Consider the following 26,596-nt stretch of genomic DNA (forward strand, 5'->3'; position numbering starts at 1 on the left):
CTGTGAATCGCCCCGCTCCTGATCAGCGCGCGAGTCCGAAAACAGGGGCGCACGAAGGGGGCACACAAGCATCCCCGCGCAACCCCTGGACTCGGGGACGGATGGGGAGTTCCCTGGCATACGGGGGCGGAGTACGAAGCGAACACGGGGGCGTTCGACCGGTACACAACACCGGCGCACAACACCGGTGATCAGCAACAGGCTTTTGGCTGATTGGGGCGCTTCAATGACACGTACGCTCGTAAGGCAGCACCCATCGCGCCTGGCATCCCCTCCTGCTCCCGCCGACGCGTGCACGCGCGCCCGTGACTGGTCCGAGATCCAGGAACGGATGCTGGTGCCGCTCTACGAAGCGGTGTACGAACGGCTGGAGGTAGGTCCCACGACCCGGCTGCTCGGGCTGGGCTGCGGCTCCGGCCTCGCACTGCTCATGGCAGCCAACCGGGGCGCGTCGGTCGCCGGGGTGGAACACGACGAGCACCGCCTCGACCTCGCGCGCGAGCGACTCGTATCTCCGCCGCCCTCGGCGGAGGGCGCGAAGGGAGCGCGGGGCGCGTCCAAGGACGCCGCCCGGTTGCTCGCCGATGGCCCCGACGACCCCGGGGACGGGCCGGACGGCCTCGGAACGGCCTTCGACCTGGTGACGGTATTCGACCCGCTCGGCTGCCCGGCGAGCGGACCCGACGAGCTGCCGGACTCACTGGCGCTCGCGGTCCGCCTCGTGAAGCGCGGCAGTCCGATCGTGCTGGCCGACTGGGGTCCGCCCGAGCGCTGCTCGACGGCGTCGGTGCTGCGCGGGGTCGCGCGGCTGCCGGAACCGCTGCGCCACTCGGCCACCGCTTCCACCATTGCCACCTCTTCCCACGCTTCCGATGCCTCCGATCCGTCCGAAGACTCGGCCGGGGACGAGCCCGCGCCGCCCGGGGGCTGGCAGCCCAGTCGCCGGGATCACCTTGAGGACCTGGCCCTGCGCGCCGGGTTGCGGCCGGACGGTTCGGGCCGGGTGGCCTGCCCGTTCGGATACGCGGACATGGGCAGCGCGGTGCGCGGTCTGCTGTCGACGGGGCTGTTCGACATCGCCGTGGAGGCGACCGACCAGGAACAGGTGGAGAAGGAACTGGAAGAGGCCCTGCACCCGCACCTGCGGGAGGACGGGACCGTGTGGATGGCGAACATCTTCCGGTATCTGATCGCTCGCGCCTGATCCGGCACTCTGATCCGGCTGATCCGGCTGATCCGGCTGATCCGGCGCTTGACCTCCTTACGTTGGTGGTGGGTTGAGTCCGGTCACTCGTAGGATCGGGAGGCCTTGTATCGGGGTATCGGGTGGCCTCGTACCGGGTTTCGCACCTGAAGCAGGCGGGGGCGCGGTGACGCGTGCCGAGGCGCGCCGGCGTCGCCGGGCCCCCGGATCTTCGGGACCTCTTGTTCCGGTGTTCCGGATGCCTCTTGTCAATATCCAGAATCCTGGTTATTGTCTGGTGTGTGAACGGTATCGACGAGCGGTTCCTGACCCGCAACGGACTGGCTGCCCGGCAGCTCGCGGTCCTGCTGCTCAACCACGAGGTCGACGCCCGCCTCCCCCGCCTGCGCGACTTCGCCGAAGAGCTCGGAGTCGGCAACGGCACGGTGCAGGCCGCCTTCCAGATGCTGGAGGAGTCCGGCGCCATCGACACCGTGGCCCGTGGACACCTCGGTACGTTTCTGACCCGCGCGGAACGCGCCATACTTTGGCAGCTTTCCGGCCTCGGCACCCTGCTCGCCGCCATGCCGCTGCCCTACTCCCGGCGGCACGAGGGCCTGGCGACCGGGCTCCGCGCGGCCTTCGAGCAGGCCGGCGCCCCCTTCGCGATCACTTTCATGCGCGGCGCCGCCGCCCGTACGGACGCGCTGGTCGAGGGCAAGGTCGACCTCGTCGTACTGTCCCGCTTCGCCGCCGACCGACTGCTGGAGGAGCGCCCCGTGGAGCTGGTCGCGGACCTCGGCCCGGCCACCTACGTCGGAGCCCACGGGCTACTGCTGCGCCACGGCGCCTCACTGGACACCCCAGGCCTGCGGGTCGCCGTCGACCACACCTCGGAGGACCAGCGGATGCTGGCCGAGCGGGCGTTCGCCGGGCGGGCGGACGTCGAGTGGGTCGAGGCCTCGTACATGCAGCTGCGCGACCTGTTCGCGCGCGGCGATGTGGACGCCACCGTCTGGAACCTCGACGAGATACAGGACCGGCTGGGCGCGGAGGTCGACGCGCTGCCGCTCGGCGACGAGGTCACCCGGGGCCTGTCCCTGCGCAACTCCAGCGCCGCGATCATCGGACGGTCCGAGGGGACCAAGGCGCTGAGCGCGGTGCGCGAAACGCTCGACCTGTCCGTGATCACGGCCTTGCAGACCGAAGTCCTGCGCGGTGAACGCCTGCCCTCGTACTGACCGCCGACCTCACCGGCACCGCCCCAGCCCCTGATTCGCAGTCCCCGAAACGACGTTCCGGAATCCGCCGGCAACCCGGGCCTTAAGGCCCTCGTCAATATCCAAAATCCTGGTTACTGTTGGCTTCGAGAAAGGATGCGCCGTGGAAGAGAAATTGGCCCTACGGATCCAGCTGTTCCGCGAGAGCGGGCAGGTGCGGCCCCCTGTCGCCGACTTCGTCGCCGCCGAGTTGCGCTCGCTGTCCGACGAAGGGCGCGCGGTCACCGAGGACACCGCCGGGATGCTCACCAGCCATCTGATGATGGCGCTCACCCGGCTGCTGGACGGCCAGCCGATCGAGGAGTTCGTCACCGACGACCAGGTCGCCGCGGAGCTCGCCGGACACCCCGAGGCGCTCGCGCGCGCCCGCACCGTGGCGGCGCGGGCCGAACGGGACCTCGGCGCGGCGCTTCCCGAGTCAGAGATCAACTTTCTGGCGATGCATCTGGCCGTGCTCGCCCAGCGGCCCACCGCCTTCTGACACCTTCCGCACTTCCCCCTTCATGTATGGAAAGGCCCACCTCATGACGAAGATCCTCACTGGCGGCGTCGGCAAGGTCGAAGTGACCGACACCATCAAGAAGTTGGCCCTGGACGGGGTCGAGGTCACGCTCTCCAGCGACATGGACGCGGCGATGAAACTGCGCGCCGGACAGGCCGACTACTACCTCGGCACCTGCCACACCGGCGCCGGCGCCTCGCTCGGTGTCCTCGTCGGCCTGATGGGCCAGGCCGCCTGCCACACCTTCGGCCGCTCCGTACCCACCGAGGGCGCGGTGACCGCGCTGCTCGCCGAAGGCAAGAAGGTCTTCGGTTTCAGCATGGACCAGATCGACGTCATCGCGCCGCTGATGGCCCGCGCCATCGCCGCGCACGCCGCCTGATCCGGCCCCCCTTTCGAATACCAGGGCACAAAGGAGCAGCCCCGTGAGCACCGATCTCGCCGCGGCGGGCGCACGTCTGGACTTCACACTGGCGCAGCAGTTGACCGTCATAGCCCTGTGCGCGCTGACCGCCTTCATCTCGCACATGGCCCTCGCCGTCTTCAATGACGGTGTGCGTCCCTTCATGCTCGACTTCATCCAGGGGCGTACGACTCGCACCGCCACCACCGCGGTGTCCTTCGGACTGTCCGCCGGTTTCATCTTCGGTCTCGGCGCGCCGATGGCGCTGGCCTCCGGCGTGCTCAATCCGTGGCTCGTCTTCCTGCCCACCGATATCCTCGGCATCCTGGCTCCCAAGAGATGGCTCGCGCCGATTCTCGGCGGCGCCTGGGGCGCGGTGGTCGTCTTCGGGCTCAACGGGGCCAACGACCTCGCGCACGACCTGCCGGTGGACTTCCTCACCGCGATGCAGGCGATGTCGACGCCGATCCTGTTCCTCTTCACGCTCTTTCCGGTGCTCGCCATCACCAAGCAGTTCGGGCGGCTGCGCGGCGGTATCGCCGGCGTGGTCGAGCTCGCGCTCGTCATCCTGACCATGAAGTTGTGGCCGAATATGTTCGCCGGTGCGCTGGCCATGGCGGTCGGTGTGCTGATGCTCATCGGTTTCGCGATAGTCAAGGACCTCAAGCAGCGCCGGTCGGACACGGCGGAGCGGGTGCGAGCGGCGCGGCCGGTCGAGGACCCGGCGGCGGACGAGGACCCGATGGTGTCGTTGTTCAGCGCGAGCGCGGCCCGGCTGCGCAGATATCTGCCGCTGTTCATGGTGCTCGGCGCCGGTGTCTGCGTGCTCTCCCAAATGCACATATTCGGCGGTGGCGAGGCGACCAGCTTCCTGATCGCCAAGGGGCAGTACGCGGAAGCCGCGCAGGTCGACTTCTACCGCGTCTTCGGCTTCATCCCGCTGATCGCCACCACCGCGCTGGCCTCCGGGGCGTACGGCATCGCCGGCTTCACCCTCGTCTACCCCATCGGCTACCTGATGCCGAACCCATGGGTCGCCGCTCTCGTCGGCGCCGCCGTCTTCGCGTTCGAAGTCCTGGCGCTGTCCTACATCGGCAAGGTGCTCGGCAAGCTGCCGTCGGTGCGGGACTCGTCGGAGCATCTGCGAAACGCCATCAGCGAGTCGCTGCGGCTCGCGATCCTCTTCGGTTCACTGATGGCCGCCAACGCCATGGGCGGCGGTCTCGGCATCCTCATCGTGGGCGGGCTGTACCTGCTCAACGAGGCGATGGGGCGCGTCGTGGTCCGGATGGCGGCGGCGCCCGCCGCGGTGATCGTCGGAGGCGTCCTGCTCAACATCTTGTACTGGCTGGACCTGTTCACCCCCGTCAAGGGCTGATCCGGTACGGACCGCCGGGAAGGCAGCACCATGCACCACATCCAGATCGTCAACATTCAGACCGTCAACGGGCCGCTCCGCGCCGCGGACGTCCGGGGGCCCGCCCTCGCCCATGAACACCTGGCTCTCGACCTCAGCCGGGACACCGACCGCGAGGCCGTGCTGCGCGCCGACGAGCACGGCAGTGCCGTGGCCGCCGAACTGACCTCGCTCCGTGAGGAGTTCGGGCTCTCCCTCGTCGTCGAGCTGACCTGTCGCGGGATGGGCCGCGACCCGCGCGCGCTGGCTCGGCTCTCCGAGCGGTCGGGCGTCGCGGTGGTCGCGGCGACCGGCTGGTACTACGAGCCGTTCCACCCGGACGAAGTGGGCGACGCCGATGTCGCCGTACTCACCCGAACGTTGCTGCGGGAGATCGCGGACGGCCTCGACGGCACCGCGATCCGGCCCGGCGTCATCGGCGAGGTCGGCAGCCACGGCGAGCGGCCCAGCGAGCCGGAGACCCGCACCCTGCTCGCCTCGGCGCACGCCGCACTGGCCTCGGGGCTGTCCGTGGCCACCCACGCCCAACTCGGCGCGGGCGGCCCGGCTCAGCTCGAACTGCTCACCGGCGCAGGACTGCCCGCGCACCGCGTGAGCATCGGGCACCAGGACCTTCTCGACGACTCCGCCGTGCACCGCGAACTGGCCGCCGCGGGCGCGTACGTCGCCTTCGACACGGTCGGCAAGGAGAGCTACCAGAGCGACGACACCCGGCTGCGGCTGCTGCTCGCGCTGCTGGAGGCGGGGCACGCCGACCGGATACTGCTCAGCTGCGACATCTCCCGGCACGGCTACCTCCTCGCGGAGGGCGGCCAGGGCTACGGACACCTCTTCCGGTCGTTCCTGCCGAAGGCGCGGGCGGCCGGAGTCGACGAGGACCTGATCGATCTGATGACCCGGCGCAATCCGCTGCGCTTCCTGGCCGGCGCCACCCCGGAGGAGATCTGAGATGACCGACCCGCGGATCCGTCTGCCGCAGACCTTCCCGTTGCCCGCCGTGCCGTTGGAGGAGGCCGTAGCCCGCCAGTTCCGGCTGGTCGAGTGCGTCGCGGCGCACTTCGAGGGACAGCAACTGTTCGAGGCCGACGCGGGTGTCGTGCCCGGCCTCGGCCGGCCGCGCGCCACCGCGAGGGTGGAGGCGGTGCTCGCCGACTTCCTCTCCGCCGAGGCCGCGGCGCTGGTACAGGGCGCGGGCACCGGCGCCATCCGGGCCGCGCTGAGCGCCGTGGTGAGCGCGGGCGACCCGCTGCTCATCCACCGCGCCCCCGTCTACCGCAGCACGGAGGTCACCCTGCGGGGGCTCGGCGTGCGCACGGTCGAGGTCGACTTCAACGATCGGTCGGCGCTCAGCTCCGCGCTCGCGTCCGGCGGCTTCTCCTGGGCGTACGTCCAGCACACCAGGCAGCGGCTGGCCGACTCCTACGAGCCCGGCCAGGTGCTGGCCGCCTGCCGGGCCGCGGGAGTACGGACGATCGTGGACGACAACTACGCGGTCATGCGGGTCCCCGCCTGCGGCGTCGAACTCGGCGCGGACGCCTCCTGCTTCTCCCTGTTCAAGCTGCACGGGCCCGAGGGCGTCGGGGTGGTGGCGGGTTCGAAGGATCTGGTCGAGCGGGTCCGCGCCGACAACTACTCCGGCGGCGGCCAGGTCCAGGGCCACCAGGCGCTCGACGCGCTCCGCGCGCTCAGCCACGTCCCGGTGATGTGGGCCGTCCAGTCGCGGGTGGGAGCCGAGATCGCGGAGCGGCTGGCCGCGGGCGAGGTGCCGGGGGTGGCCGAGGTCAGGGTCGCCAACGCCCAGGACCGCTGTCTGCTCGTCCGCCTGGACCGGCCGGTGGCCCGCGAACTGCCCGCGGCGGCGGCCCGGCACGGCGCGGCGCCCTACCCGGTGGGCTCCAACTCGCGCTACGAGGTGGCTCCGCTCTTCTACCGAATGTCGAGTTCCTCGCTCGACGACGCCCCCGCTCTCGCCGACTGGACGGTGCGGATCAACCCGATGCGGGCCGGCGCCGATCTCGTACTCGACATCCTCCGACGCTCGCTGCTCGACCTGGACGACCTGCACGATCCGCACGCCGCGCACGACCCCAAGGACTGACCGTGTTCCTCGACACCGTGCTCACCCGCAACCCCGAATTGGTCGACGCCGCCGCCGAACTGCACCGCGGGGGCGCGATCCCGCCCGACACCTATGTGATGGACCTAGACGCCGTCGAGGGCAACGCCGCGATGCTGGCGGCCGAGGCCGAGCGGCTGGGGCTGGGCCTGTGGTTCGTCGTGAAGCAGATCGGCCGCAACCCCGAGCTGATCAAGGCCATCGCCCGGCACCTGCCGGCGTTCGCCGCCATCGACGCGCCCGAGGCCCGCGTGCTGCACGCCTCCGGCGCGCGGGCCGGCAACCTCGGTCATCTGGTGCAGATCCCGGACCGCGACCTGGCGGAGCTGCTCGGCTGGCGGCCGGAGACGGTCACCGTGTACGACGCCGCCAACGCCCGCGCGGTGTCGGCCGCCGCCGAGCGCCTCGGCTTCGTGCAGGACCTGCTCGTACGCCTCGAAGGCGCGGCCGGGTCGGTCTACCCCGGCCAGGAGGGCGGCGTCCGGCTCGATCGGCTGGACACGTTCGCCGCCGAGGTGGAGCGGCTGCCGGGGGTACGGATCGCGGGCGCCACCGCCTTCCCTTGCGTGCTGTGCGACCCGGTGAGCGGCAAGCCGGGGCCCACCCCGAATTTCGATCTGGCGCTGGCCGCGGTCGAGGTGCTGCGCGAGCGCGGACATTCGGGCCTCAAGCTGAGCGCCCCGAGCGCCACCTCGATGGCCACCCTTCCGCTGCTGGCCGAGCTGGGCGCCACCCACGGCGAGCCCGGCCACGCGCTCACCGGCACCACGCCGCTGCACGCGGTGGACCCGCGACAGCCCGAGAAACCCGGCTACGTCTATGTGAGCGAGGTCGCCCACACCCTCTCCGACGGACGGCCGGCCCTCTACGGCGGCGGCTTCTACGCCCGCGCGAGCATCAAGGACGCGCTGCTGCCCCGGTCCGGCGTCCGGCTGCCCGTACAGCACGCGCCGGCCGAGAACATCGACTACTACCGACTGCTCGACGCCCCGGCCGAAGCCGCTCGGGCGCGGGTCGGCGACACGGCCGTGCTCGCCTTCCGTACGCAGATCTTCGTGACCCGCAGCAATGTCGCTGTCCTGGCCGGGCTCTCGTCCGGCCGGCCGCGGCTGCTCGGCCTGTACGACGCGCTCGGCCGGGCGCAGTGAGGAGCTGGACATGAGCAGAACCGTCATCGTCGTCATCGACGGCTTCGGCATCGGCGCGATGCCGGACGGGGGCGCGCTGCGCCCCGGTGACCTGCGGGCCGACACCTGCGGCCACCTCCTCGACCACTGCCGCGCGGCGAACGGCCGGCCGCTGCGGCTGCCCTGCCTGGGCGCGCTCGGCCTCGGCCTGGTCCATCCGCACCCCGACCTCGCGGACCGTACGTCCCTGCCAGCGGCCGTCGGTCGGGCGGCGCTCGGCTATCCGGGCGCGGACACCTTCGCGGGCCACCAGACGATGATGGGCGCCGACTTCAGCAAGGTCGTCGTCGCCCGGCTCGGCGAGCATCTGGACGAGGTCAGCACCGCACTGCGAGCGGCGGGCCACACGGTGGAACCACTGGACGGCCGACCGCTGTTGGTGGTCGACGGCCGCGTCCTGGTCCACGACAACCTGGAGGCCGACCCCGGCATCAACTGGAACGCCTCCGCGCGGCTGGAGGACCTGCCCTTCGCGCGGATTCTCTCCGTCGCCCGGACGGTCCGCTCGGTGGCGCCCGTGGCCCGCGTGATCGCGGTGGGAGGCCATGCGGACGGCCCGCTGCCCTCCTTCGTGCGCGAAGGGGACGGCGGCACAGTCGGCCTCGACACCCCCGCGAGCGGTTTCTACCGCAACGGCGGCCTGGAGGTACGGCACTTGGGCGCTCCGCTGGACCACACCCGCCAGCTACCCGATCTGGCCGCCCGCGCCGGCATCCCGGTCACGCTGATCGGCAAGGCCGCGGACATCCTCGCCTGCGACGCGGCGGTGCGCCGCCCCGCCGTCCCGACCGCCGACGTCCTCGCCCACACGATCGACGCCGTACGCGCCACCGCGCGGCAATCCGGCGCGGGCACCCCGGGAGACGCCGGCGCCGGTCCTCGTACCGCAGCAGACTCCCGCCGCGGAGGTGCCGGCCCCGGTCCCCGCGCGCTGATCGTCGCGAATGTGCAGGAGACCGACCTCGCGGGCCACCAGCAGGACACCGCTCGCTACGGGGCCGTCCTCGAAGAGGTGGACGCGGGGCTGGGCGAGCTGATCGCGCTGCTGAACTCCCCCGGCGACCGGCTGATCGTCACCGCCGATCACGGCAACGACCCCACCATCGGGCACGCTCACCACACCCGCGAATTCGTCCCAGTGCTCATTCACCGGCCGGAGGCACGCGGCCTGGAGTTCCTGCCGGACGCGCACAGCCTCGCCGACGTGGGCGCGACGGCCGCCCTCGCGCTGGGGCTGGACCCGGCGGAACTCGCGAACGGCGCGGCCCTGCCGACCGCTCCCCGCGCGGCCTGAGCACCAGCCGCCGCCCCGTCAGCCGGCGGGGCTCAGCTCAAGCAACAGCGAGCGGCGGCGGCCAGGGAAGAAAAGCTCCCCGGCCGCCGCCGCTCGCCGACAGCGATGTTCGTCGGCTACCGCCGCCGCTCGCCCGTTACTTCTTGTCCCCGGGCGGCAGCATGTCCCGGAACTCCTTCGGCAGTTCGAACGAGCTCGCGTCCTGGCCGGCGCCCGGAATCCCGAACGCGCCCCCCTGCTCGACAGCCGGAGCAGCCGCCGGGCCCGCCGCCTTGCGCTCCGCGGCGGCCTGCTCCTCGGCCTTGCGCTTGAGCGGGTTGCCGCTGCGCTGCTTGCCCTTGACCTGCTTCTGCTGCTTCTTCTTCTTCGCGCCGCCGCCACCCATGCCGGGCATCCCGGGCATGCCCGGCATCCCGCCGCCCTGGGCCATCTTCGACATCATCTTGCGCGCGTCGAAGAAACGCTCGACGAGGTTCTTCACCGCGCTCACGTCGACACCGGAGCCCTTGGCGATACGGACCCGGCGCGAGCCGTTGATGAGGTGCGGGTCGTGCCGCTCGCCGGGCGTCATCGACTTGATGATCGCGGCGGTGCGGTCCACATCGCGCTCGTCGAGGTTGGCGATCTGGTCCTTGATCTGCCCCATGCCCGGCATCATCCCGAGCAGCTTGGAGATGGAGCCCATCTTCCGGACCTGCTCCATCTGGGACAGGAAGTCGTCGAGCGTGAACTCCTTGGGGCCCTTCGCCAGCTTCGCCGCCATCTTCTCGGCTTCGTCCTGGCTGAAGGTCTGCTCGGCCTTCTCGATCAGGCTGAGCATGTCGCCCATGCCGAGAATGCGGGACGCCATGCGGTCCGGGTGGAACGCGTCGAAGTCGTCCAGGTTCTCGCCGTTGGACGCGAACATCACCTGACGTCCGGTGACCTGCGAGACCGACAGCGCGGCGCCGCCGCGCGCGTCGCCGTCCAGCTTCGACAGCACGACGCCGTCGAAGCCGACACCCTCCAGGAACGCCTGGGCGGTGTTGACCGCGTCCTGGCCGATCATGGCGTCGACGACGAAGAGGATCTCGTCGGGGTTGACCGCGTCGCGGATGTCGGATGCCTGCTGCATCAGTTCGGCGTCGATGCCGAGGCGGCCGGCGGTGTCGACGATCACAACGTCGTGCTGCTTGACCCGGGCGTACTCGATCGAGTCCTTGGCGACCTTCACCGGGTCGCCGACGCCGCTGCCGGGCTCCGGCGCGAAGATGGCGACGCCCGCGCGCTCGGCGACCACCGACAGCTGGGTGACCGCGTTCGGGCGCTGGAGGTCACAGGCGACGAGCAGCGGCGCGTGGCCCTGCCCCTTCAGCCAGTGGCCGAGCTTGCCGGCGAGCGTGGTCTTGCCGGCGCCCTGCAGACCCGCGAGCATGATCACGGTCGGCGGGTTCTTGGCGAAGCGCAGCCGACGGGTCTCACCGCCCAGGATGCCGACGAGTTCCTCGTTGACGACCTTGATGACCTGCTGCGCAGGGTTCAACGCCTGGGAGACCTCGGCGCCGAGCGCCCGCTCCTTGATCTGCTTGATGAAAGCCCGTACCACGGGCAGCGCGACGTCGGCCTCGAGCAGGGCGATACGGATCTCGCGCGCGGTGGCGTCGATGTCCGCCTCGGACAGGCGGCCCTTGCTCCGGAGGTTCTTGAACGTCGCTGCGAGGCGATCGGAAAGAGTATCGAACACAGCGGTCGCGGGTCCTCGTGTCGTAGGTGCCGGTTTCCATGAGTGCCGGGTCTGATTGCAGTCGTCGTCCAGGGTATCCGCCCGCCGGGCGGGCATCTCTCCTACGTCCAGGAAAGTGACGACGACGGGCCCCGCCGGGCGCTCCGCGACGGTGCCCGGACGAGCTGTTCCGGCCCTTCCGGACGCGTCGGCGCAGCCCCCGGACGCGTGGCTCGGCGCGCACGGCCCCGTCAGCGCAGCGCGCTCTCCACGGACCCGACCACCTCGATCGCGGCGCGGTCCGAGAGCGGCGCGCCCTGCGGCCCGGTGACGTAGAAGGCGTCCACCGCGTTGGAGCCGAGCGTGCTGATGTGCGCACTGCGCACCGTCACCCCGGTCTGCTCCAGCGCCCTGCCGATCCGGTGCAGCAGTCCCGGAGCGTCCTGGGCCCGCACCTCGATCACGGTCGCGAGCCGCGAGCTGCCGGGGGCCACCGTGACCCGGGGCGGTGGGCCGGCCACCCCGCGGCGGCGCGGGTACTTCACGTACGCGGCCTCGCGCTCCGCGAGCCGCGCCGGGATGTCGAGGGTGCCGTCCAGGGCGCGTACGAGGTCTTCGCGCAGCCGGGTCGCCTGCGGCAGCGAACCGTATTCGGCGGCCACCCGCCAGCTCAGCAGCAGCACATCGCGCCTGCCCGGCTCCACTCCCGAGGGCAGTTCCACGGCGCGCAGGTCGGCAGCGCGCACCGTGAGCCGGTGCAGCGCGAGCACCCCGGCCGCCGCGGCCAGTACTCCGGGCCGGTCGGGAAGGGCGATCAGCAGCTCGACCCCGACCGGCTCGGGCCCCGCCTCGGCCGCCTCCGCTCGCGCTCCCGCACGCCCCCCGGCGCGCTCCGCCGCCTCGCGCTCCCCCGGCGACCCGCTTCCTTCGCCGTCCGGCCGCGCCGGCTCGGTCTGGGTGTGCAGCGCCAGTACGGGCCCGCCGATGCGCCAGGCCTCGACGGCCAGCCGCTCCTGCTCGGCCGTGGGCTCGTCCGGCGCGGCCAGTTCCGCGGCGGGCCGGCCCGCGAGCACCGCGGCGACCCGTTTGACCAGGTCGCCGACGAGCGAGCCGCGCCAGCTGCTCCAGGCGGCCGGCCCGGTCGCGAGCGCGTCCGCCTCGGTCAGCGCGTGGAGCAGCTCCAGCGTGCCGGCGCTGCCGACGACCTCGGCGACCGACTGCACGGTGGACGGGTCGTCGAGATCGCGCCGCGTCGCGGTCTCGATCAGCAGCAGATGGTTGCGTACGAGGACAGCCAGCACGTCGACGTCAGCGCGGTCGAAGCCGATCCGGGTCGCCACGTCGCGGGCGATGACCTCACCGGCCACCGAGTGGTCTCCGGGCCAGCCCTTGCCGATGTCGTGCAGCAGGGCGGCGACCAGCAGCAGGTCGGGGCGGCCGACCCGGCGGGTCAGCGCGCTGGCTCTGACGGCGGTCTCCACCAGGTGGCGGTCGACGGTCCAGCGGTGCACCGGATTGCGCTGCGGACGGCAGCGGACCCGCTCCCAGTCGGGCAGCAGCTGGGTGATCAGCCCCTCGGCTTCGAGGGCTTCCCACACCTGCACGGTGGACTCGCCCGCGCCGAGCAGGGTGACGAACTGCTCACGCGCCTCGGACGGCCACGGCACGGACAGGGGGCGTACGGCAGCCGCCATGCGCCGTACGGCGGGCAGCGCGACCGGCAGCCCCGCCTGGGCCGCTGCGGCGGCGACCCGCAGGGGGAGCACGGGGTCGTGCTCGGGGCGCGCGGTGAGGGCCAGCACCACCTCGCCCTCCAGCTCGACGACGCCGTCCGCGAGCGGGGTGCGCTCCCCGGACTCCCCCGGAGTGCGCGACGTTCCCGCGCGCCCCCCGCGTCCGCCGAGCAATCCGCGCAGCCGGGGGCGCGCCGAGCGGGCGCGCAGCACCCGGCCGACCTCGCGCCAGGTCAGGTCACCGGCGTACGAAATGGTGCGGGCGGCCTCGTACACCTGGCGCAGCAGCACGTCCGCGTCCAGCAGGCCGAGGCTCTCGGCGACCTGGTCCTGTTCCTGGAGGGCGAGCCGGTCGGTGGCCCGGCCGGTGACCAGGTGCAGCGCGTCCCGGGCGTCCAGCAGCCGAGTACGGGCCCGCTCCAGTCCCTCGCGCGGCGCGTCGGCCAGCCAGGAGGCGGCCACCGCGCGCAGCGCCGTCACATCGCGCAGCCCGCCCCGCGCCTCCTTGAGGTCGGGTTCGAGCAGGAATTGCAGTTCGCCCTGGCGCCGGGCCCGTTCCTGGCACAACTCGTGGAGTTCCGGGAGGCGTTTGGGCGCCTGGTTGCGCCAGTCCGCGAACATCGTGGTGCGCAGCCCCGCGGTGAGGGAGGGGTCGCCCGCGAGGTGCCGGGCGTCGAGCAGCCCGAGTTGCACCTTGAGGTCCTCGGCGGCCGTCTTGCGCGCCTCGGCCGGGGTGCGCACCGAGTGGTCGAGGGCCAGGCCGAGGTCCCAGACCGGGTACCAGATGTGGTCGGCGAGCGCCGCGATGGCCTTGGGGTCCGCTGTGCCGTCGTGCAGCAGCAGGACGTCGAGGTCGCTGCGGGGCGAGAGTTCGCCGCGTCCGTAGCCGCCGACGGCGACCAGCGCGACCCCGCCGGCCCCGGCGCTCGCTCCTGATCGCGCGCCCCCGCCGCCCTTCGTGCTCCCGCCGGGCGCGCCAGCGGCCGTCATCCCGGCCGCCTCGACGCCGCCGTGCAGCAGGCCGGCCAGCCAGTCGTCGGTGAGTTCCGCGAGCCCGGTGCGGCGCGGCGGCCCGGCCGGCGAACCCTCCTGGAGGAGTCGCAGCCGGGCCGCCGCGTAGCCGCCGGATCCCGGGTCGGCGTCACCTTCGGTGCTCGCCTTGGATGTCGCTTCGGCGTTCTCCGTCACGCGGGCTCCCAGTCCGTTCGTTCCAGTCCGGCCGGCACCGCGCCGGCCGGAATCCGTCCGGCCGACGCCTGTCTGGAGTCCTAGGCCTGTCCGGGCCTAGAGCGCGTCCGGGCCGCGTTCGCCGGTCCGTACCCGGACCGCCGTCTCGACCGGAACGCTCCACACCTTGCCGTCACCGATCTTGCCGGTCCTGGCGGCCTTGACGACCACCTCGATCAGCCCCTCGGCGTCCGCGTCCTCGACCAGCACCTCGATGCGCACCTTCGGCACCAGGTCGACGGTGTACTCCGCGCCCCGGTAGACCTCGGTGTGGCCGCGCTGCCGGCCGTAGCCGCTCGACTCGGTCACCGTCAGGCCCTGGACGCCGAAGGCCTGCAGGGCTTCCTTGATCTCGTCGAGCCGGTGGGGCTTCACGACTGCGGTGATGAGCTTCATGCGTCCACCTTCTTGTTCTTCGGCGCGGCCGCACCGGTCTCGTCCTGGCTGGCGGCAGGCACCGTACTACGCCCGCTCGGGTGGCCGCCCATCGCGCTGGAGTCGTAGGCGGTCTCCGCGTGGAACGCCTGGTCGAGGCCGCTCTGTTCGTCCTCTTCGTCGGCCCGGAAGCCCATCGCGAGGTCGACGCCCTTGGCGAGGAGCCAGGAGACCACGAAGGAGTAGGCGAGGACCGAGAACGCGCCGATCGCCTGCCTGCCCAGTTGCTCCAGGCCGCCCACACCGTTGATGGCGAGCACACCGACGAGCAGGGTTCCGACGATGCCGCCGACCAGGTGCACGCCGACCACATCGAGTGAATCGTCGTAGCCCAGCTTGTACTTGAGGCTGACCGCCCAGGAGCAGACCGCGCCGGCGATGAGGCCGATCAGGATCGCGCCCATCGCGTTGACGTGGGCGCCGGACGGGGTGATGGCGACCAGACCGGCCACCGCGCCGGAGGCCGCGCCCAGGGTGGTGAACGCCCCGTGCCGGATGCGCTCGTAGACCAGCCAGCCGAGCATCGCGGCACCGGTGGCGACCTGTGTGTTCAGTGCCATGTTGGCGGCGGTGCCGTTGGCGGCGAGCGCGGAGCCGGCGTTGAAGCCGAACCAGCCGAACCAGAGCAGTCCGGCGCCGAGCATGACCAGCGGCAGGCTGTGCGGGCGCATCGGGTCCTTCTTGAACCCGATGCGCTTGCCGACGACCAGCACCGCGGCGAGGGCGCCGATACCGGCGTTGATGTGCACCGCCGTACCGCCGGCGAAGTCGATCACTTCCAGCTTGAACAGCCAGCCGTCCGGCGACCAGACCCAGTGCGCCACCGGGAAGTAGACGACGGTGACCCAGAGCGCGCTGAACAGCGCCCAGGCGCTGAACTTCACCCGGTCGGCCAGCGCACCGCTCATGAGCGCGGGGGTCAGCACCGCGAACATCAGCTGGAAGAGCACGAAGGCGAAGACCGGGATGCCCTCCTTGCCGCCGGTCAGTGTCTCGGCGGTGATGCCCTTGAGGCCGATGTGGTCCAAGTTGCCCAGCAGTCCGCCGCCGATGTCGTCGCCGAAGGCGAGCGAGTAGCCGTAGAGCACCCACAGCACGGAGACGATGCCGAGCGAGATGAAGGACATCATGAGCATGTTGAGAGCGCTCTTGACCCGCACCATGCCGCCGTAGAAGAAGGCCAGGGCGGGTGTCATCAGCATGACGAGCGCGGCACTGATCAAGACGAACGCGGTATCTGCGCCATTCAAAGCCTTCAGTCCCCTCGTGGGTCGGTACGGCCCGTGCGGATGCGGCAATAGGTGGGCCTGTTTTCGCCATGAGGTTCGCGCAACCAAATTTCCGCCGACGCCGCACGGTGTTTCGCCGCAGTGACGAAGGAAGCCTGCGTGTTACGCGGAAGTGAACTGCCGCACCGCTCTGCGGCCTCCCCGCTACTCTCGCTCCCTACCGGAACCGCGGCGGAACCCTACGGAACGGGAGCCTAGGACAGACCCGGACAGCGACCACCGGGACGCGCCGACCGGGCGGCCGTCCGGGGCACGACAACGACCGGGCGTCACAAAGACCGACCGCGACAACCACCCTGTTTGACCTGGCGTGGGGGAGCCGAGTCGGGCTGTACGGGGTGGTCGCCGCGGCCGGAGTCGAAGGGCCGCGCCGTTTCAGACCGCCTGGGGGACGGCCTCCATGGCGTCGGGCAGCTCGCGGGCCAGGTCTTCGGTGAGCTGGATCACTTCGGCCACCTCGCCGAAGTCCCGCGCGGCGGTGTGTACGGTTTTGCGCAGCCGGGTGTTCACCCGCTCCGAACGCACCCGCTTGGCGAACTTGATCGCTTCCCCGGCCAGCTCCGCCGACTGCTCCGGTTCGCGTTGCAGCAGATGGACGGTGGCCATGCCGATGAGGTTCAGTGCGTACGAACGGTGGTGCCCGCCCTCCTGCTCGGCTTCCTTGCCGAACAGCTCGACGGCGCGCTCCATGACGGGGACGGCCAGCGAGGTGTAGGTCGGGCTGCGGCCGGCCACATAGGCGAGGTCACGGTAGGAGTGCGCGTTCTCGCCGTTGAGCTCCGCCTCCGAGAAGAACTTGATCCAGTCCGGGTCGCCGTCGCCCGCCTCGGCGTCGTTGAACGCGTCCTCGGCCATCCGGGCCGCCCGGTGGCACTTGTTGGGCTGGCCCATGGTCGCGTAGGCGCGCGCCTCCACCGCGTACAGCATCGCCTGGGTGCGTGCGGTCGAGACCTCGCGGCTGCCGTACTGCGCGAGATGGATGAGCTCCAGCGCGTCCTCGGGGCGCCCGAGGTGGATCATCTGACGGCTCATGTCGGACAGGATGTACGAGCCGAGCGGGCGGTCCCCGGCCTCCTTGGACGCGTGCAGCGCCAGCACGAAGTACTTCTGCGCGGTGGGCTGCAGTCCGACGTCGTAACTCATCCAGCCGGCCAGCTCGGCCAGCTCGGCGGCGACCTTGAACAGCCGTTTGGAGACCATCTCGGGCTGCGCCTCCTGCAAGAGGTCCGTGACCTCGTGGAGTTGGCCGACAACCGCCTTGCGGCGCAGTCCGCCGCCGCACTGGGCGTCCCACTGGCGGAACATCGCGGTGGTGGACTCCAGCAGCTCCAGTTCGGGGTTGGACAGCCGGGACGCGCGGCGGGAGCGGTCCTGGGAGGGCAGCGTCGGGGTGTCGGGCTGGCCGGGCGGCGAGGGCACCAGCCAGCGCTGCATCGGCTCGATGAGCGAGGGGCCCGCGGCCAGCGCGAGCGAGGCGCCGAGGAAGCCGCGCCGCGCCAGCATCAGGTCGCTGCGGGAGAACTCGTTGATCAGCGACACGGTCTGCGGTCCGGCCCAGGGCAGGTCCACGCCGGAGATCGAGGGCGACTGATGGGTCGAGCGCAGGCCGAGGTCCTCGATGCCGACGACGCAGCCGAAGCGCTCGGAGAACAGCTCGGAGAGGATTCGCGGAATGGGCTCGCGCGGCTGTTCGCCGTCGAGCCAGCGGCGGACCCGCGAGGTGTCCGTGCTGATGTGGTGGGCTCCCATCTGGCGGGCCCGCCGGTTCACCTGGCGCGCGAGTTCGCCCTTGGACCAGCCGCTGCGCAGGAACCAGGAGCCCAACTGCTCGTTGGGACGCTTGTCAGCGCTGGAACCACTACCGCCACTGTCGCCCACTGGAACGCCCCCATCCCTGCTTGCGCCGCATCGCTCCGCCTGTTCGCCCGTCGGCATCGTCGTCTCGGAAGTCGAACCACGAGCCCGAACCACCCAACAGAATGCCGCTTGTCGCGGCCACCTGTCCGGTGGTGTGCCGATACCGCCCGCCGCGCGGGCCGGAAAACGGAGAGCCTTGCCTCTGGCATACCCAAAAGAGGGCCATACCACCGGGGTTCATGCACTGAAAGTAATCCTACGATCACCCACCTGGCGAGGCCGATTCAAGAAACGCCACCATTCGCCACCCCTTCGAATGAACTCCCCGACGGCTCATCGCGATTCACTTGACACAGCACGACCAGGGGACGGATCGACCGGAGCGCGCCGGGGCGCACACGCCAACTCGCACCACCCGTCACACCGATTCGCGCCGTCGGCATCGCACCATTGGCGACACAGGGTGATGCCGTGACTCCGAGCCGTAACTGTCGGCGCGCACGACCCGTTGGAGGGGGCATGGGCTTCATGATCGGTGGCATCCGCGACATCCGGGCCGGTTCACGGCGACGCAGCCGCTCATCCGTTTGCACCACGGTGGCGGAGTACACCGGCCTGTGGGGCTGGGCCGTGGTCCCGGGCGCCCGCGCGGCGCGTACGGGCCACGGCCGCCCCGAGTGCTCCTGCGGCGCCGCCGACTGCCCCTCCCCCGGCGCCCACCCGCTGGCCTTCGCGACCGAGGTGCCCGCCGGAGCCACCCTCGACGAGGCCAGCGCGGCCTGGAGCCAGGTGCCGGACGCCGCGGTGCTGCTGCCGGTGGGCCGCTCGTTCGACGCGCTGGAGGTCGCCGCCCCGGCCGGCCGGGGCGCGCTGGCCCGGCTGGAGCGGATGGGCCTGCCGCTGGGCCCGGTGGCCGTCACCCCGCACGGGCGGACGCTCTTCTTCGTCGCCCCGGGGGCCGCGGCCGAACTGCCGCAGCTGCTCTACCGGATGGGCTGGGACGACGCCGATCTCGATCTGCGCTGCCTGGGTCCTGGCGACCACATCACCGCCCCGCCGTCCGACTTCGGCGGCCTCGGCCCGATGCGCTGGCTGCGCCCGCCCACGCTCGACACCGCGGGCCGCCCGCCGCAGGCCCGGCTGCTGCTGGGCACCCTCGCGTATGTGTGCAACCGCTCCACCGCGGCCTAGACAACCTGCCCACCAGGCCGCGAACGGCGAAGCGCCCCGCCAGCATCTGCATCGTGCGGCGGGGCGCTTCGCGCGCGTCCGGATGACTCTCGGGGAAGCGGCTCGCGGCCGGTCCCGTCCAGGAAGCCGACGTCCAGGTACCCGACGTCCAGGAATCCGGGGAGACGGCCGGCCGGCCGGGTCAGTCCCCGATCAGCGCGTCGACGAAGGCCTCGGGCTCGAACGGGGCCAGGTCGTCGGCGCCCTCGCCCAGGCCCACCAGCTTCACCGGCACGCCCAGCTCGCGCTGCACCGCGACGACGATGCCGCCCTTCGCCGTGCCGTCCAACTTGGTCAGCACGATGCCGGTGATGTCCACGACCTCCGCGAACACCCGCGCCTGCACCAGGCCGTTCTGCCCGGTGGTGGCGTCCAGCACCAGCAGCACCTCGCCGACCGGGCCGTGCTTCTCCACGACCCGCTTGACCTTGCCGAGCTCGTCCATCAGCCCGGTCTTGGTGTGCAGCCGGCCGGCGGTGTCGATCAGGACGACGTCCGCGCCCTCCGCGATGCCCTCCCTGACGGCGTCGTAGGCGACCGAGGCGGGGTCGCCGCCCTCGGGCCCGCGGACCGTACGGGCTCCGACCCGTCCGCCCCAGGTCTGCAGCTGTTCGGCGGCGGCGGCGCGGAAGGTGTCTGCGGCGCCGAGGACGACGGACTTGCCGTCGGCGACGAGCACCCGCGCGAGCTTGCCGGTGGTGGTCGTCTTGCCGGTGCCGTTGACGCCCACCACCATGACGACGCCCGGCAGCTCGGCGCCGCCGGCCGTCACCGAGCCCTCGGTGCGGATCACCCGGTCCGCCTCGGTGCCGATCAGGCGCAGCAGCTCCTCGCGCAGCAGCGCGCGCAGCTCGTCCGGGGTGCGGGTGCCGAGCACCCTGACCCGCTCGCGGAGCCGGTCGACCAGCTCCTGGGTGGGCGTGACGCCGACGTCGGCGGTGATGAGGGTGTCCTCGATCTCCTCCCAGGTGTCCTCGTCGAGGTGCTCGCGGGAGAGCAGCGTCAGCAGCCCCTTGCCCAGCGAGTTCTGCGAGCGGGAGAGCCTCCCGCGCAGCCGTACGAGGCGGCCGGCGGTGGGTTCGGGCACCTCCAGCACGGGAGCCGGGGGCTCGGCGACCGGGGTTGCGGCTTCGGCCGTCGGAGCGCCCGGCTCCGGCAGGCCGACTTCTTCGATGGTGCGGCGCGGTTCGGCGCGCGGAGTCTCGGCGTCCTCGCCGACCTGCGGTTCCGCAGGAGGAGCGGTGACGGATGGGGCGCTCGGCGGGGACGGGGGCAGCCGCTTCTTGCGACGGCTGCTGACCACGAGCCCGCTGATCGCGCCGAGCGCGACCACAGCGATGACTACAGCAAGGATGACGATTTCCATAACCTCCCCAGTATCAGCCACCGGCCCCCGATGGCCATGCCGCCGTTCATGTTCGGAGAACCAAAGCCATCGATGGGGCGATCTCGGAGCAAACTACAATGGTCCGGGGCCACGCAACGCGCGTAGAGTCCGCCGCGTCCCTCCCCATCCAGGCCATTCAGCTGCCGCTTGCACCTGCACGGAGACTCCCCCATGGGCAATACGCCGACATCCGACGCCGACGGCGCGATCGAAACCCGCGGCATCGAGCCGGTACCCGACAGCGAGCGCCGGGGCAGTGTGCGGGAGCTCTTCCCGACCTGGGTCGCCGCCAACATCAGTGTGCTGCTGCTCACCATGGGCGCGTCCCTGGTGGTCTTCAACGAGCTGAACTTCTGGCAGGTGCTCACGGTCGCCGCCGTCGCCTCCGCGACCGCCTTCGGCATGGTCGGCGTGCTGTCGGTGTCCGGCAAGTGGGGCGGCGCGCCCGGCGCGCTGCTCTCGCGCGCGGCCTTCGGCGTGCGCGGCAACTACTTCCCCGGCGCCGTGCTGTGGGTCGCCCGCTTCGGCTGGGAGACGATCAACGCGGTCACCGGCGCGTACGCCGTGCTGACGGTGCTGGATCTGCTCTTCGGCGTCCGGAGCAACAAGGTCCTGATCGTCGTCACCCTGCTGGCGTTCGTCGCCTGCACCTTCCTGGTGAGCGGCATGGGCCGCAAGGCGCTCCAGGTGTGCAACAAGTGGTCGACGTACCTCTTCGGCGTGTTCAGCGTCCTGGTGCTGGTCTATCTGGTGGCCAACATGAACTGGGGCGACGTCTTCGCCAAGAGCCCCGGCAGCACCTCGATGATGATCGCGGGCATCGGGACCATCGCGGCGGGCGGCATCAGCTGGGTTCCCACCGGGCCGGACTTCGCGCGCTACCTCCCGCACTCCGTCTCCGGCAGGAAGATAGTCGGCACGACGATCTCCGGCGCGGCCCTGGTGCTGGTGCCGATGGTGCTGATGGGCGGGGTCATCGCGGTCTCCAACCCCCAGCTGGCCGAGGCCACCGACCCGGTCTCCTTCCTCGGCGACGTGCTGCCGAACTGGCTCGCGGTGCCGTACCTGATCACCGCGGTCGTCGGCATGATCCTGATCAACAGCCTCTCGATGTACTCGGCGGGCTTCACCGCCCAGACGATGGGCGTCAAGCTGCCGCGCGCGATGGCGGTCAGCATCAACGCCGTCATCAGCCTGGTCGGCGGCCTCTTCATGATGCTGGCGGCGACGAGCTTCATCGGCTCGTTCATCACCTTCCTCACCCTGCTGGCCGTCTCCTTCTCCGCCTGGATCGGCGTCTACGCGGTCGACATGGCCCGTCGCCGCAAGATGGCGGTGCGCTACGACCCCGTCGGCCTCATGGACACCGGCCGCACCAGCCGCTACTGGTACACCGGCGGCTTCTGCTGGCAGGCGCTGACCGCGTGGGCCGTCGCCCTGATCGCGGGGCTGTGCTTCACCGACGTCGAGTGGTTCACCGGCCCGCTGGCCACCACGTGGATCGGCGCGAACGGGCTCGGCTGGGCGACGACCATCGCCATAGCTGCGGCGATCTTCGCGATCCTGCCGCGGGCCCGGGAGAACGTCACGCCGAGCACGGAGGCCGACCGGGCCGACCGCAAGCCCGCCGCGGTCGGCTGAGCCTGCTCCGGATCGGACTCCGGCTCCGAGGGCACGCGCGGGCAACCGCGCGCCTCCCCGGCGCGACCGTCTCGCGCGCCGGGCGTCTCGCGCCGGGCGTCTCGCACGCCGGGCGTACGGGCGTGGGCGCACGCCCCCTTTCGAGCTGACGCTACGTCAGCTACCGTGCTCCCCCGCCCGCCCACGGCCCAGGGGGACGCCCGCCCATGCCCGTCACCGTCGTTCGTCTCAACCTCGTCGACCCGGCGCCCACCCCGGAGTCGCTGTCGAACCGCTACCGCGCCGCCGTCGAGATGGCCGCCTTCGCCGACGACCGGGGCCTGTCGACCGTCCAGACCGAGGAGCACCACGGCACGGCGAACGGCTGGCTGCCCTCGCCGCTCACCTTCGCCGGCGCGGTCCTCGGCGCGACGCGGCGGATCGGCGTCACCGTCTCCGCCCTGATCACCCCACTGCACGATCCGCTGCGGCTCGCCGAGGACATCGCCGTCCTCGACCTGCTCAGCGGCGGCCGGCTGATCACCGTCGCCGGAATCGGCTACCGCCCCGAGGAGTACGCGGCGCACGGCAAGGACTTCGAGCGGCGCGGCGCCCTCCAGGACGAGGCCCTGGAAACCCTGCTGGCCGCCTGGACCGGCGAGCCGTTCGAGCACCGGGGGCGTACGGTCCGGGTCACCCCGCGCCCTTACACCCAGCCGCATCCGCTGCTGCTGGTGGGCGGCAGCTCGCAGGCCGCCGCGCGCCGGGCGGCCCGGCTCGGGCTGCCGTTCTTCCCCAGCGCCCATCTGCCGGAGCTGGAGGCGTACTACCACGCCCGGCGCTCGGAGTACGGGACCGACGGCTGGTGCATGATGCCCGCCGCCGAGACCCCGCTGCTGCACATCGCCGAGGACCCGGACCGCGCCTGGGCGCACTACGGCGAGCACCTGCTGCACGAGGCCCGCACCTACGCGTCCTGGCAGTCCGCCGGCATCCGCTCCGCCGTCCGCTCCTCGGCCGGGGATGTCGGGGAGCTGCGCCGCGAGGGGGTCTACCGCATCGTCACGCCGGACGAATGCCTGGACTTCGCCGCGCCGGGCGGCGGCGCGGGCAGCCTCGTCCTGCATCCGCTGTGCGGCGGCATGCCGGTGGACGAGGGCTGGCGCTCGCTGCACCTGTTCGCGGAACGAGTGCTGCCGCACCTCAAGGACTGACCCCGCAACGGGTGCTGCCCCGGCTCAAGGACTGAGCCGGGGCAGCGACCTGCGAAGGGGAGCGGGCAGCGGGGTGTCAGCCCATCTCCTCCAACGACTTGCCCTTGGTCTCCGGCACCCACTTGAGGATGAACGGGATCGAGAGCACGGCGAAGAGCGTGTAGATGACGTACGCGCCGGACAGGTTCCAGTCCGAGAGGGTCGGGAAACTGACCGTGATCGCCCAGTTGGCGACCCACTGCGCGGCGGCGGCCACACCCAGCGCGGCGGCGCGGATCCTGTTCGGGAACATCTCGCCGAGCAGCACCCAGACCACGACGCCCCACGACAGCGCGAAGAAGAGCACGAAGGAGTGCGCCGCGACGAGCGCGATGGTGCCCTGGACGTCGGGCATCGAGATGTCCTTGCCGGTGCCCGTCTTGAACGAGAACGCCCAGGCGGCCAGGCCCAGCGAGAGCGCCATGCCGACCGAGCCGATGAGCAGCAGCGGCTTGCGGCCGAACCGGTCGACGAAGAGCATCGCGATCACGGTGCCGACGATGTTGATGATCGACGTCGTGAACGAGTAGAAGAACGAGCTGCTCGGGTCGATGCCGACGGACTGCCACAGCGACGACGAGTAGTAGAAGATCACGTTGATGCCGACGAGCTGCTGGAAGACCGACAGGCCGATGCCGACCCAGACGATCGGCAGAAAACCGAACTTGCCGCCCATCAGGTCCCGGAAGCTCGACTTGTGCTCGCGGCGCATCGCCGTCTCGATCTCGTTGACGCGCACGTCGAGGTCGACCTTCGAGCCCTCGACCTCTTCGAGCACCTTCTTGGCCTGCTTGATCTTGCCGACCGAGATCAGGAAGCGCGGCGACTCGGGGATCGCGAAGGACAGCAGCCCGTAGAGCAGGGCGGGCAGGACCATGACGCCGAGCATCCACTGCCAGGCCTCGAAGCCGGCGATCTCGCCGCGCTGGTCGTCGCCCGCGAGGTTGAGGATGCCGAAGTTGACGAGCTGGGAGACCGCGATGCCGATGACGATCGCCGCTTGCTGGAACGAGGCCAGCCGCCCCCGGTACGCGGGCGGCGAGACCTCGGCGATGTAGGCCGGGCCGATGACGGAGGCCATGCCGATGGCGACACCGCCCAGCACGCGCCACATCGCGAGGTCCCAGAGGGCGAACGGCAGCGCCGAGCCGATGGCGCTGACCGTGAAGAGCACCGAGGCGATCTGCATGCAGCGGATGCGGCCGATGCGGTCCGCGACCCGGCCCGCGGTCGCGGCGCCGATGGCGCAGCCGATCAGCGCGGCGGCGATCACCTGGGCGAGCAGCTCGGAGCCGACGTCGAACCGGCCCCGGATGGCCTCGACGGCTCCGTTGATCACGGAGCTGTCGTAACCGAAGAGGAAGCCGCCCATGGCGGCCGCCGCGGTGATGAAGATGACGTGGCCGAGATGCTCCGGTTCGGCCTTGCGACCCTCCGGGACGGGCAACTGCGCGGTGCTGGTCAAGGTGTACTCCTGGAGCCCGGCGGCGGTGCTGGTACATGGGGAACGAGCCCTTTAAGTGGGGCACGGAAGCATGCAGCCACCACCTGAAGGTAAAAGCAACGTTGCCGAGACTATTCCTTCAAGTTTCGAAGTCAATACCGGGGCGTGACGAATATCCGCCGAGACTGTGACGGGTTGATGTTCAACTCTTGAAGATTGTTCATCGAAGGCGCTGGCTGATGACCTTCGAGACGCCGTCCCCCTGCATCGCGACGCCGTACAGCGCGTCGGCCACCTCCATCGTCCGCTTCTGGTGGGTGATCACGATCAGCTGAGAACTCTCCTTGAGCTCCTCCAGGAGCCCGATGAGCCGTTGCAGGTTGGTGTCGTCGAGCGCCGCCTCCACCTCGTCCATGACGTAGAACGGGCTCGGCCTGGCCTTGAAGATCGCGACCAGCAGCGCCACCGCGGTCAGCGACCGCTCGCCCCCGGACAGCAGTGACAGCCGCTTCACCCTCTTGCCCGGCGGCCTGGCCTCCACATCGACCCCGGTGGCGAGCATGTCGTGAGGCTCGGTCAGCACCAAGCGCCCCTCGCCGCCGGGGAAGAGCCGCGAGAACACCCCCTCGAACTCCCGCGCGGTGTCCTGGAACGCCTCGGTGAAGACCTGCTCGACCCGTACATCGACCTCCTTGACCACGTGCAGCAGATCCGTCCGCGTCTTCTTCAAGTCTTCAAGCTGTTCGGTGAGGAACTTGTGCCGCTCCTCCAGCGCCGCGAACTCCTCCAGCGCCAGCGGGTTCACCTTTCCGAGCTGTTGATACGCCCGCTCGGCGGCCCTGAGCCGCTTCTCCTGCTCGGTCCGGTCGTAGCGCACCGGCTGGTTGCGGGCGTGCTCCGGCGCCTCGGGGAGCTCCTCGCCCGCCGCCGCGGGCGACGGGGGTACGAGCTGGTCCGGCCCGTAGTCCGCGATCAGCCCGGCCGGCTCGACGCCCAGTTCCTCCAGCGCCTTCGTCTCCAACTGCTCGATCCGCATCCGCTTCTCGGCGCCCAGCACCTCGCCCCGGTGCACCGAGTCCGTCAGCTTGTCCAGCTCGGCCGCCAGTTCGCGGTCCCGGTTGCGCTCCGCGATCAGCTCGGCCTCACGCTCCGTCTTCGCCAGCTCGGCCGCCGACCGCTCCTGCGCGGCCCGCACGAGCGAGACCTCCACATGCGCGAGGAGTTGCCGGCTGCCGCTCGCGACCGCCGTGGCGACCTCGGCCTCGTAGCGCAGCCGGGCGCGCCGGTGCTCGCCGCGCGCCCGCGCGTCCCGCTCCGCGCGCGCCCCCCGGTCGAGCCCGTCCGCCCGCCCCGCGAGCCCCTTGACCCGCTCCTCGTGCGTACGGACCTGGAGCCGCGCCTCCATCTCGGCCTGGCGGGCGTTGGCCCCGTCGGCGGCGAGCCGCTCGCGCACGGAGGTGTCCGGCTCCCGGTCCGCGTCCGGGCCGAACGGCGATTCCTCGCGCGCCGTCAGCAGCCGCTCGGCCAGTTCCTCGGCCTCCTCGGCAGCCCGCTCCAGCGCCTCCTCGGCCCTGGCCACCGCCTCCGCCGTCCGCTCCGCCTCACCGGCCGCGGCCCGCGCCTGCCCGCCGAGCCGGCCGAGCGCCTGGGCGACGGACGACTTCTCCCGGTCGGCCGCGCCGCGCCGGGCCGCCAACTCCTCGACGAGCGCGGAGCACTGCGCGCGCCGCTCCGCCGCCCGCTGTCGCGTCCCGGCCAGCTCCGCGCACCGCACGGCCGACTCGGCGAGCTCCGCCGACGCCTCGTCGACGGCCGCCCGGACCTCCAGCAGGCTCGGCACGCCGGCCGAACCGCCCTGCGCGAAGTGCGCCCCGAGCAGGTCGCCCTCAGCGGTCACCGCGGTCAACCCGGGCCGTGCCGCGACCAGATCCTCGGCGTCCTCCAGCGTCCCCACCACCACGATCCCGCGCAGCAGCCGGCGCACGGCGGGCAGCAGGTGGGCCGGGCCGCGCACCAGCTCCGCCGCGTACGAGGGAC

The 26,596-nt window shown here is 71.5% G+C and carries 20 protein-coding genes; 12 read left to right on the forward strand and 8 right to left on the reverse strand.

All coding sequences use genetic code 11. From position 1 onward, the window contains the following. Positions 1 to 226 precede the first annotated feature (226 nt). The 9 genes from QMK28_RS17485 to QMK28_RS17525 all read left to right on the forward strand — a co-directional run bounded on the left by QMK28_RS17485 (position 227) and on the right by QMK28_RS17525 (position 9,382). On the forward strand, positions 227 to 1,204 hold the full coding sequence (locus tag QMK28_RS17485) for an SAM-dependent methyltransferase (protein ID WP_326438911.1): 978 nt from the start codon (positions 227 to 229) through the stop codon (positions 1,202 to 1,204). Between the two features lie 281 nt (positions 1,205 to 1,485). Further along, on the forward strand, positions 1,486 to 2,424 hold the full coding sequence (yhfZ, locus tag QMK28_RS17490; RefSeq protein ID WP_326438912.1) for a GntR family transcriptional regulator YhfZ: 939 nt from the start codon (positions 1,486 to 1,488) through the stop codon (positions 2,422 to 2,424). Positions 2,425 to 2,566: 142 nt separating this feature from the next. Continuing rightward, a complete protein-coding gene (locus QMK28_RS17495) occupies positions 2,567 to 2,944 on the forward strand; it encodes a PRD domain-containing protein (protein WP_326438914.1) in 378 nt (125 codons plus the stop codon). A 43-nt stretch (positions 2,945 to 2,987) separates the two neighbouring features. Beyond that, positions 2,988 to 3,347 carry a DUF2620 domain-containing protein gene (locus tag QMK28_RS17500; protein WP_326438916.1) on the forward strand — a complete coding sequence of 120 codons (360 nt, stop codon included), beginning with the start codon at positions 2,988 to 2,990 and terminating at the stop codon, positions 3,345 to 3,347. Between the two features lie 43 nt (positions 3,348 to 3,390). After that, positions 3,391 to 4,746 carry a YhfT family protein gene (locus QMK28_RS17505; protein WP_326438918.1) on the forward strand — a complete coding sequence of 452 codons (1,356 nt, stop codon included), beginning with the start codon at positions 3,391 to 3,393 and terminating at the stop codon, positions 4,744 to 4,746. Between the two features lie 30 nt (positions 4,747 to 4,776). Continuing rightward, on the forward strand, positions 4,777 to 5,733 hold the full coding sequence (locus QMK28_RS17510) for a phosphotriesterase family protein (RefSeq protein WP_326438920.1): 957 nt from the start codon (positions 4,777 to 4,779) through the stop codon (positions 5,731 to 5,733). A 1-nt stretch (position 5,734) separates the two neighbouring features. Next, complete coding sequence (locus QMK28_RS17515) at positions 5,735 to 6,883, forward strand: aminotransferase class V-fold PLP-dependent enzyme (RefSeq protein WP_326438922.1); 1,149 nt, start codon at positions 5,735 to 5,737, stop codon at positions 6,881 to 6,883. Positions 6,884 to 6,885: 2 nt separating this feature from the next. Continuing rightward, a complete protein-coding gene (locus tag QMK28_RS17520; RefSeq protein ID WP_326438924.1) occupies positions 6,886 to 8,049 on the forward strand; it encodes an alanine racemase in 1,164 nt (387 codons plus the stop codon). A 10-nt stretch (positions 8,050 to 8,059) separates the two neighbouring features. After that, positions 8,060 to 9,382, forward strand: a complete 1,323-nt coding sequence (locus QMK28_RS17525; RefSeq protein WP_326438926.1) for a phosphopentomutase — start codon at positions 8,060 to 8,062, stop codon at positions 9,380 to 9,382. Between the two features lie 136 nt (positions 9,383 to 9,518). Here QMK28_RS17525 and ffh read toward each other — a convergent pair whose 3' ends face one another. From ffh to nsdA, 5 genes are all read right to left on the reverse strand, one after another. Next, positions 9,519 to 11,105, reverse strand: a complete 1,587-nt coding sequence (ffh, locus tag QMK28_RS17530; RefSeq protein ID WP_326438928.1) for a signal recognition particle protein — start codon at positions 11,103 to 11,105, stop codon at positions 9,519 to 9,521. Positions 11,106 to 11,335: 230 nt separating this feature from the next. Then, positions 11,336 to 14,005 carry a [protein-PII] uridylyltransferase gene (locus tag QMK28_RS17535; protein ID WP_326438930.1) on the reverse strand — a complete coding sequence of 890 codons (2,670 nt, stop codon included), beginning with the start codon at positions 14,003 to 14,005 and terminating at the stop codon, positions 11,336 to 11,338. A 96-nt stretch (positions 14,006 to 14,101) separates the two neighbouring features. Continuing rightward, positions 14,102 to 14,440, reverse strand: coding sequence for a P-II family nitrogen regulator (locus tag QMK28_RS17540; protein WP_326438931.1), 339 nt, complete (start codon positions 14,438 to 14,440; stop codon positions 14,102 to 14,104). Continuing rightward, positions 14,437 to 15,729: an ammonium transporter gene (locus QMK28_RS17545; RefSeq protein ID WP_326438933.1), complete on the reverse strand. Its 1,293-nt coding sequence runs from the start codon at positions 15,727 to 15,729 to the stop codon at positions 14,437 to 14,439. The genes QMK28_RS17540 and QMK28_RS17545 overlap by 4 nt, the downstream gene beginning before the upstream one ends. Before the next feature lie 414 nt (positions 15,730 to 16,143). Continuing rightward, entirely contained in the window at positions 16,144 to 17,703 is a 1,560-nt protein-coding gene (gene nsdA / locus QMK28_RS17550; RefSeq protein ID WP_443050753.1) for a transcriptional repressor NsdA, read from the reverse strand. A 441-nt stretch (positions 17,704 to 18,144) separates the two neighbouring features. Between nsdA and QMK28_RS17555 the strand changes: the two genes are divergently transcribed. Further along, a complete protein-coding gene (locus tag QMK28_RS17555; protein ID WP_326438937.1) occupies positions 18,145 to 18,816 on the forward strand; it encodes a bifunctional DNA primase/polymerase in 672 nt (223 codons plus the stop codon). Between the two features lie 181 nt (positions 18,817 to 18,997). Here QMK28_RS17555 and ftsY read toward each other — a convergent pair whose 3' ends face one another. After that, the gene (gene ftsY, locus QMK28_RS17560; protein ID WP_326438939.1) at positions 18,998 to 20,221 is read right to left on the reverse strand and encodes a signal recognition particle-docking protein FtsY; all 1,224 of its coding nucleotides are present in this window, start codon (positions 20,219 to 20,221) and stop codon (positions 18,998 to 19,000) included. Between the two features lie 192 nt (positions 20,222 to 20,413). Here ftsY and QMK28_RS17565 point away from each other — a divergent pair, with 192 nt between their 5' ends. Both QMK28_RS17565 and QMK28_RS17570 read left to right on the forward strand, forming a co-directional pair. Continuing rightward, complete coding sequence (locus tag QMK28_RS17565) at positions 20,414 to 21,883, forward strand: purine-cytosine permease family protein (RefSeq protein ID WP_326438941.1); 1,470 nt, start codon at positions 20,414 to 20,416, stop codon at positions 21,881 to 21,883. A 206-nt stretch (positions 21,884 to 22,089) separates the two neighbouring features. Next, positions 22,090 to 23,076 (forward strand): LLM class flavin-dependent oxidoreductase, encoded by a 987-nt coding sequence (locus tag QMK28_RS17570; RefSeq protein ID WP_326438943.1) that lies wholly within the window; start codon positions 22,090 to 22,092, stop codon positions 23,074 to 23,076. Between the two features lie 76 nt (positions 23,077 to 23,152). Here QMK28_RS17570 and QMK28_RS17575 read toward each other — a convergent pair whose 3' ends face one another. Both QMK28_RS17575 and QMK28_RS17580 read right to left on the reverse strand, forming a co-directional pair. Then, positions 23,153 to 24,580 carry a sugar porter family MFS transporter gene (locus tag QMK28_RS17575; RefSeq protein WP_326438945.1) on the reverse strand — a complete coding sequence of 476 codons (1,428 nt, stop codon included), beginning with the start codon at positions 24,578 to 24,580 and terminating at the stop codon, positions 23,153 to 23,155. 199 nt (positions 24,581 to 24,779) lie between these two features. Further along, positions 24,780 to 26,596, reverse strand: a 1,817-nt coding sequence (locus QMK28_RS17580; protein ID WP_326438947.1) for an AAA family ATPase, incomplete at its 5' end; no start/stop codon positions are given.

This window comes from Streptomyces sp. H27-D2, assembly GCF_035828615.1.
Taxonomy (GTDB): domain Bacteria; phylum Actinomycetota; class Actinomycetes; order Streptomycetales; family Streptomycetaceae; genus Streptomyces.

What these genes read in the sequence shown, in the direction of transcription:
- nsdA (WP_443050753.1), bottom strand. Translation starts at nt 17,703, where the DNA reads ATGCCGACGGGCGAACAGGCGGAGCGATGCGGCGCAAGCAGGGATGGG.
- QMK28_RS17525 (WP_326438926.1), top strand. Translation starts at nt 8,060, where the DNA reads ATGAGCAGAACCGTCATCGTCGTCATCGACGGCTTCGGCATCGGCGCG.
- QMK28_RS17555 (WP_326438937.1), top strand. Translation starts at nt 18,145, where the DNA reads ATGGGCTTCATGATCGGTGGCATCCGCGACATCCGGGCCGGTTCACGG.
- QMK28_RS17565 (WP_326438941.1), top strand. Translation starts at nt 20,414, where the DNA reads ATGGGCAATACGCCGACATCCGACGCCGACGGCGCGATCGAAACCCGC.
- QMK28_RS17540 (WP_326438931.1), bottom strand. Translation starts at nt 14,440, where the DNA reads ATGAAGCTCATCACCGCAGTCGTGAAGCCCCACCGGCTCGACGAGATC.
- QMK28_RS17570 (WP_326438943.1), top strand. Translation starts at nt 22,090, where the DNA reads ATGCCCGTCACCGTCGTTCGTCTCAACCTCGTCGACCCGGCGCCCACC.
- QMK28_RS17500 (WP_326438916.1), top strand. Translation starts at nt 2,988, where the DNA reads ATGACGAAGATCCTCACTGGCGGCGTCGGCAAGGTCGAAGTGACCGAC.
- QMK28_RS17510 (WP_326438920.1), top strand. Translation starts at nt 4,777, where the DNA reads ATGCACCACATCCAGATCGTCAACATTCAGACCGTCAACGGGCCGCTC.
- QMK28_RS17515 (WP_326438922.1), top strand. Translation starts at nt 5,735, where the DNA reads ATGACCGACCCGCGGATCCGTCTGCCGCAGACCTTCCCGTTGCCCGCC.
- QMK28_RS17485 (WP_326438911.1), top strand. Translation starts at nt 227, where the DNA reads ATGACACGTACGCTCGTAAGGCAGCACCCATCGCGCCTGGCATCCCCT.
- ftsY (WP_326438939.1), bottom strand. Translation starts at nt 20,221, where the DNA reads ATGGAAATCGTCATCCTTGCTGTAGTCATCGCTGTGGTCGCGCTCGGC.